The sequence below is a fragment of the Caballeronia sp. genome (assembly GCF_028292365.1).
GTDB lineage: Bacteria > Pseudomonadota > Gammaproteobacteria > Burkholderiales > Burkholderiaceae > Caballeronia.
Genome location: NZ_JAQGMM010000228.1, coordinates 22093 through 28604, shown reverse-complemented (window position 1 = coordinate 28604; position 6512 = coordinate 22093). Strand labels below are relative to the sequence as shown.

Annotated in this window: 5 protein-coding genes; all 5 read left to right on the top strand. The window is 58.0% G+C overall.

From position 1 onward, the window contains the following. The first annotated feature begins 15 nt into the window (after window positions 1–15). The 5 genes from JWR14_RS14060 to rsmG all read left to right on the top strand — a co-directional run bounded on the left by JWR14_RS14060 (window position 16) and on the right by rsmG (window position 6479). On the top strand, window positions 16–1071 hold the full coding sequence (locus JWR14_RS14060; RefSeq protein WP_299707623.1) for a branched-chain amino acid ABC transporter permease: 1056 nt from the start codon (window positions 16–18) through the stop codon (window positions 1069–1071). A 4-nt stretch (window positions 1072–1075) separates the two neighbouring features. Then, window positions 1076–2860: a branched-chain amino acid ABC transporter ATP-binding protein/permease gene (locus tag JWR14_RS14055; RefSeq protein ID WP_299707620.1), complete on the top strand. Its 1785-nt coding sequence runs from the start codon at window positions 1076–1078 to the stop codon at window positions 2858–2860. After that, window positions 2860–3606, top strand: a complete 747-nt coding sequence (locus tag JWR14_RS14050) for an ABC transporter ATP-binding protein (protein ID WP_299707617.1) — start codon at window positions 2860–2862, stop codon at window positions 3604–3606. The genes JWR14_RS14055 and JWR14_RS14050 overlap by 1 nt, the downstream gene beginning before the upstream one ends. A 219-nt stretch (window positions 3607–3825) precedes the next feature. Beyond that, window positions 3826–5799: a tRNA uridine-5-carboxymethylaminomethyl(34) synthesis enzyme MnmG gene (gene mnmG / locus JWR14_RS14045; protein WP_299707614.1), complete on the top strand. Its 1974-nt coding sequence runs from the start codon at window positions 3826–3828 to the stop codon at window positions 5797–5799. Further along, complete coding sequence (gene rsmG / locus JWR14_RS14040; RefSeq protein WP_299707631.1) at window positions 5799–6479, top strand: 16S rRNA (guanine(527)-N(7))-methyltransferase RsmG; 681 nt, start codon at window positions 5799–5801, stop codon at window positions 6477–6479. The genes mnmG and rsmG overlap by 1 nt, the downstream gene beginning before the upstream one ends. Window positions 6480–6512 lie beyond the last annotated feature (33 nt).

Below are 6512 nucleotides of genomic sequence, written 5' to 3'. Positions count from 1 at the left end.
TCCTAAAGAGGAAGTATGGACTTATCGATTGCGGCGATTCTCGCGCAAGACGGCATCACCACGGGCGCGATCTACGCATTGCTCGCGCTCGCGCTGGTCCTCGTGTTTTCGGTGACGCGCGTCATCTTCATCCCGCAGGGCGAGTTCGTCGCGTACGGCGCGCTGACATTGGCCGCGCTCCAAACGCAGAAGCTGCCCGCAACGTGCTGGCTGTTGATCGCCATGGGCGTGGGGTGCTTCGTCGCGGAGATCGCGGGCATCGTGCGGCACCCGTCGCGACACCGGCACATAGCGCGCACGCTTGCCGTGCTGGCGGGCAAGTATCTGCTGTTCCCGGTGGCAGTTTATGGGCTGACACAGAGTGTACTGATGCAGCCGCTGCCCATGATCCTGCAAGTCGCACTCGCGCTGCTGATCGTGATTCCGATGGGACCGTTCGTGTACCGGTTGGCCTATGAACCGATCGCCGAAGCCAGCACGTTGCTGCTGTTGATCGTGGCAGTCGCCGTGCATTTCGCGATGGTCGGCCTCGGTCTCGTGATGTTCGGGGCAGAAGGCTCGCGCACAAATGCTTTCTCCGATGCCACGTTCAACCTCGGCAGTGTGTCCATTTCCGGACAGAGTCTCTGGGTGGTCGGGACGGCCGTGGTGCTGATCGTTGCGCTGTATCTGTACTTCGACCGCACGATCTCCGGGAAGGCGCTGCGCGCGACCTCGGTGAATCGGCTTGGCGCGCGCCTGGTGGGCATCGGCACGACGCAGGCGGGACGGCTTGCCTTCACGCTCGCGGCCGGCCTGGGGGCGCTCTGCGGCGTCCTGGTGGCGCCAATCACGACCATCTACTACGACTCGGGCTTCCTGATCGGCCTAAAGGGCTTTGTGGGTGCGATCGTGGGCGGCCTGGTGAGTTATCCGCTCGCTGCGGCGGGTTCGCTGCTGGTTGGGCTGCTTGAATCGTATTCGTCATTCTGGGCGAGCGCTTACAAAGAGGTGATCGTCTTCACGCTGATCATTCCGGTGCTGCTATGGCGGAGTCTGGCAAGCCCGCATTCAGACGAAGACGAGGAGTGACGCGATGAAATTCGTCATGCGAAACAAGTTTTTCTGGGTATTCCTGCTGGTCGTATTCGCGTTGCCGGTGTTGCCGCATCCGGTCCGGACGCCCGAGTACTGGATCACGCTGCTGAACTACATCGGTTTGTATTCCATTGTCGCTATCGGGCTCGTGCTGCTGACGGGTATTGGCGGGATGACGAGCTTTGGGCAAGCGGCATTCGTGGGTGTGGGCGCTTACTCGACGGCATACCTGACGACCCAGTTCGGCGTGTCGCCGTGGCTTGCATTGATCGTGGGCGTGGTGCTGACAGCACTGATCGCGCTGCTGCTCGGGATGGTGACCATGCGGTTGTCTGGCCACTTCTTGCCGCTCGGGACCATCGCGTGGGGGCTGTCCCTGTTCTTCCTATTTGGGAACCTCGAATTTCTCGGCAAATACGACGGTATCAACGGGATTCCGGTCCTCAACCTGCTTGGATGGCATCTGGAATCCGGAAGGTCGATCTACTACTTGATCTGGGTCGTCGTGTTGCTCGCGGTCGTATCTGTTCAGAATCTGCTTAATAGTCGGCCTGGACGGGCGATTCGGGCGCTGCGCGGCGGCGGCACAATGGCCGAAGCCATGGGCGTCAACACCGCGTGGATGCGGGTGGTGATCTTCGTCTATGCCGCCGTGCTGGCCGCGATTTCAGGCTTCCTGTACGCGCATTTGCAGCGTGCGGTGAATCCAACGCCGTTCGGTTTGAACCACGGCATCGAGTTCCTGTTCATGGCGGTGGTTGGAGGTGTATCGCACGTCTGGGGTGCGGTGTTGGGCGCGACAATCCTCACCGTTCTGCAAGATTATCTGCAGACCTTGCTGCCCAAGCTGCTGGGCTCGAACGGCAATTTTGAGATCATCGTGTTCGGGATATTGATGGTCTTGTTGCTCCAATACGCACGCCAAGGGGTCTGGCCGTTCGTCGCCCGTCTCTTTCCCAGCGGGCCGCGCGCCCGCGCTCCCGAGCACGCGGAAGCGCTGCCGCAACGCCCAAAGCCAACCATCGGCGAGCCTTTGCTGGTCGTCGATAAAGCGCGCAAGGAGTTCGGTGGGCTGGTCGCCGTCAACGACGTCAGTTTCCAGGTAAAAGCGGGCGAGATCATCGGATTGATTGGGCCGAATGGCGCGGGGAAATCGACGACTTTCAATCTGGTCACCGGCGTGCTGCAAGCTACGAGCGGTTCGATCACCTTCCAGGGCGAACGTATCGATGCCCTGACTTCACGTGAAATCGTCAAACGCGGTATTGGGCGGACGTTCCAGCACGTGCGGTTGTTATCGGGCATGACGGTCTTGGAGAACGTCGCTATCGGCGCGCACCTGCGGGGAAAGACGGGCGTCTGGCGAAGCGTCGCACGGTTGAATGCTGCGGAAGAAGGGCGTTTGATGGCAGAAGCGGCGAAGCAGATCAAACGCGTTGGCCTGGAAAAGCATCTCTACGATGAAGCCGGCAGTCTGGCGCTCGGACAACAACGCATTTTGGAGATCGCCCGCGCTTTGTGCTGCGATCCGACTTTGCTATTACTCGATGAACCCGCTGCCGGTTTGCGCTATCAGGAAAAACAGCAGTTGGCGGAGTTGCTACGACGCCTGAAGGGCGAGGGCATGAGCATCCTGCTGGTAGAACATGACATGGATTTCGTGATGAATCTGACCGACCGGTTGGTGGTAATGGAGTTTGGAACCCGAATTGCAGAAGGATTGCCTGAGGATGTCCAGAAAGACCCGGCGGTGTTGGAAGCCTATCTGGGCGGGGTGGACTGATGGCTGATGCAATTCTTCAAGTCGCCGGTTTGTCTGTCCGTTACGGCAAGGTCGAGGCGCTTCACGACGGCAAGCTCACCGTTGGCGCGGGGCAGATCGTTTCGGTTATTGGGCCCAACGGCGCGGGTAAGTCCACTTTGCTCAATGCCATCATGGGTGCGCTTCCTTCTACGGGTTATGCGAAAGGAACCGTTCTCTATCAAGGTGAAGATGTCTCTGCGCTCGCAATCGAGAAACGTGTTTCACGTGGAATGTGCCTGGTTCCGGAGAAGCGGGAGCTGTTTGCAAGCATGACCGTGGAGGACAATCTGGTTCTAGGTGCGTATCGGCGAAAGCGCGCTGGTGAACGAAATTTCCTCGATCAACTCGATCATGTATTCGACTTGTTTCCGCGCTTGAAGGAGCGCCGGAAGCAGGCGGCGGGAACATTGTCGGGCGGTGAGCGGCAGATGCTGGCGGTTGGCCGCGCGCTGATGGGCAAGCCCGATTTGCTGATGCTGGATGAACCCAGCCTTGGCCTTGCGCCGTTAATCGTGAAGGAAATTTTCCATATCATCAGTGCGTTACGCGAGACGGGCGTCGCAACCTTGCTGATCGAGCAAAATGCGCGCGCCGCGCTTCAGATTTCCGACTATGGCTACGTGCTTGAAACGGGTGAATTTGCGATGGAAGGTGTTGCTAGCGAATTGGCTCATGACCCGAAGGTTATTGATACGTACCTGGGGTTGGCTAAGAAAGTCGCTTAGCGTTTCTTTGTTCGGCTTTAGATGGCGTGTTTCACGTGAAACACGCTATTTTTTTGCCCGGGTGTTACTAGTGGATTCCGCGCGACTCCCGATGGCATGTTTCACGTGAAACATGCCATTTTTTTCGCGTTAGCCGGTCTGCCTGAATCGTCGCAAAAGCTAACCGGCTATAATTCTTCGATATCTCTTTCGAAGGTCCGCCATCTCGCGCGGGAACCCATGCTTTATCCAACTGAATTCGACGTGATCGTCGTTGGTGGCGGTCATGCTGGAACTGAAGCCGCTTTAGCCTCGGCTCGAACGGGCGCGGCCACACTTCTATTGACTCATAACATCGAAACACTGGGTCAAATGAGCTGCAATCCCTCGATCGGCGGGATTGGGAAGGGCCATTTGGTCAAAGAAATCGATGCTCTGGGCGGCGCAATGGCCGCGGCTACCGATGAAGCGGGAATTCAGTTTCGGATTCTGAACTCATCGAAGGGACCTGCTGTCCGCGCCACACGGGCGCAGGCGGATCGCATCCTCTACAAGCAAGCGATTCGGTATCGGCTCGAAAATCAGCCGAATCTTTGGCTATTCCAGCAGTCAGCGGACGATTTGATCGTCGAAGGCGACCGAGTGGTTGGCGCTGTGACCCAGGTTGGAGTGAAATTTCGCGCGAAAGCGGTCGTGTTGACGGCTGGTACCTTCCTCGACGGAAAGATTCACGTGGGTCTGAACAACTATACGGGCGGAAGGGCAGGTGATCCGGCTGCGGTGTCTTTGTCGGCGCGACTTAAGGAGCTTCAACTTCCGCAAGGGCGACTCAAAACGGGTACGCCACCGCGTATTGACGGAAGGACGATCGACTTTTCGAAGCTCGAAGAACAGCCGGGCGATCTCGATCCGGTCCCGGTGTTCTCATTCCTCGGCCGCGTCGAGCAGCATCCACAACAAGTGCCGTGCTGGGTGACGCATACCAATGAGCGCACGCACGACATCATTCGGGCCGGCCTCGATCGTTCGCCGATGTACACGGGCGTTATCGAAGGCGTTGGACCTCGCTATTGCCCATCGATTGAAGACAAGATTCATCGATTTGCGTCCAAGGATTCGCATCAAATCTTCTTGGAACCCGAAGGCCTGACGACGAACGAGTTCTATCCGAACGGCATTTCCACAAGTTTGCCTTTCGATGTCCAGCTCGAATTGGTCCGTTCCATGAAGGGATTGGAGCACGCGCACATCCTGCGGCCGGGCTACGCGATTGAATACGACTACTTCGATCCGCGTGCATTGAAGGCATCGTTGGAAACCAAGGCGATCGGTGGACTGTTCTTTGCGGGACAGATTAACGGCACAACGGGCTACGAGGAAGCTGCTGCGCAGGGACTGCTCGCGGGTCTTAACGCAGCGCTGCAAGTTAGCGGGAAAGAAGCGTGGTGTCCTCGCCGCGATGAAGCGTATCTGGGCGTGTTGGTCGACGATTTGGTCACGCAAGGCGTATCCGAACCGTATCGTATGTTCACCAGCCGCGCGGAGTATCGCCTTTCATTGCGTGAAGACAATGCGGACATGCGCTTGACCGAAGCGGGCAGGGCGCTTGGCGTAGTGGATGACCTGCGCTGGAACGTGTTCAACGAAAAGCGCGACGCTGTTTCACGTGAAACACAGCGCTTGAAATCGACTTGGGTTAACCCTAAAACATTACCTGTAGAAGAATCTATCGCGCTGCTCGGAAAGCCGATTGAACACGAATACAGTTTGGCGGATTTGCTGCGGCGTCCGAGTGTCACCTATGCGGACGTTTGTGCGCTGCGGAATCACACATCCGGTCCCGAAACGCCGCTGGCTCAAGATCCAATCTTGCTCGGCCAGATCGAAGAGCAGGTCGAGATCGCGGTGAAGTACCAAGGCTACATCGACCGTCAGGCTGGCGAGATCGAGCGAAATGGCACGCATGAGAATACGCGTTTGCCAGAAGCATTCGATTACGCAGAAGTGCGGGGATTATCCTTCGAAGCCCGTCAAAAACTGATGCAACACCGCCCCGAGACGATCGGTCAGGCATCGCGCATCTCCGGCATTACGCCTGCCACCATCTCCTTGCTCATGGTCCACCTCAAACGGGCGTTGGGCCGGCGCGATGGCGCAACAGCAGGGGCGCCACATAACAGGGCCGGGCGTAGCAGCGTTCGCTCCGCTTCGTGATGCAGCGTGAAGCCGGGGACGCCGGACTACCAACGCTTCTAAACGAAGGAATCGAGCAACTCGGCATTGCCGTGACGGACGAGCAGCGCCAGAAGTTGCTCGACTACGTGGCCCTGCTAGGTAAGTGGAACGCGGTTTACAACCTGACGGCGATCCGCGATCCGCGTCAGATGCTGATCCAGCACATTCTTGACTCTCTCGCGATCATCCCGTTTCTCACACACCGTACCGGGCCTCAGTCAGCACTCGATGTTGGCTCCGGTGGTGGTCTGCCGGGGATCGTCATGGCAATCATCCTGCCCGAGTGGCAAGTCACGCTGAACGACATTGTTCACAAGAAAACAGCCTTCCAGTCCCAGGCAAAGCTGCAACTCGGCCTCACCAACTTGTCGGTTGTGACGGGACGTGTCGAGAACCTGCATCCTGGTATAGAAGTCCCAGGTCTTTTCGATGTAATCGTCTCGCGCGCATTCGCAGAGCTCTCTGACTTCGTTACACTTGCGCGTCATCTGGTTGCTGGCAACGGCCGCATCTGGGCGATGAAAGGAATCAGGCCGGACGCCGAGATTGCTCGCCTTCCCGCCGACGCGAAAGTCTGCTGTATCGAACGTCTCCGCGTGCCCATGCTCGACGCCGAGCGCCACCTGATCGAAATTGAAATCGGAGCGGCCCCACATTGAACACTGCAGTCGACATCTCACGCGCACCTGAAA

What these genes read in the sequence shown, in the direction of transcription:
- rsmG (WP_299707631.1), top strand. Translation starts at nt 5,799, where the DNA reads ATGCAGCGTGAAGCCGGGGACGCCGGACTACCAACGCTTCTAAACGAA.
- JWR14_RS14055 (WP_299707620.1), top strand. Translation starts at nt 1,076, where the DNA reads ATGAAATTCGTCATGCGAAACAAGTTTTTCTGGGTATTCCTGCTGGTC.
- mnmG (WP_299707614.1), top strand. Translation starts at nt 3,826, where the DNA reads ATGCTTTATCCAACTGAATTCGACGTGATCGTCGTTGGTGGCGGTCAT.
- JWR14_RS14050 (WP_299707617.1), top strand. Translation starts at nt 2,860, where the DNA reads ATGGCTGATGCAATTCTTCAAGTCGCCGGTTTGTCTGTCCGTTACGGC.
- JWR14_RS14060 (WP_299707623.1), top strand. Translation starts at nt 16, where the DNA reads ATGGACTTATCGATTGCGGCGATTCTCGCGCAAGACGGCATCACCACG.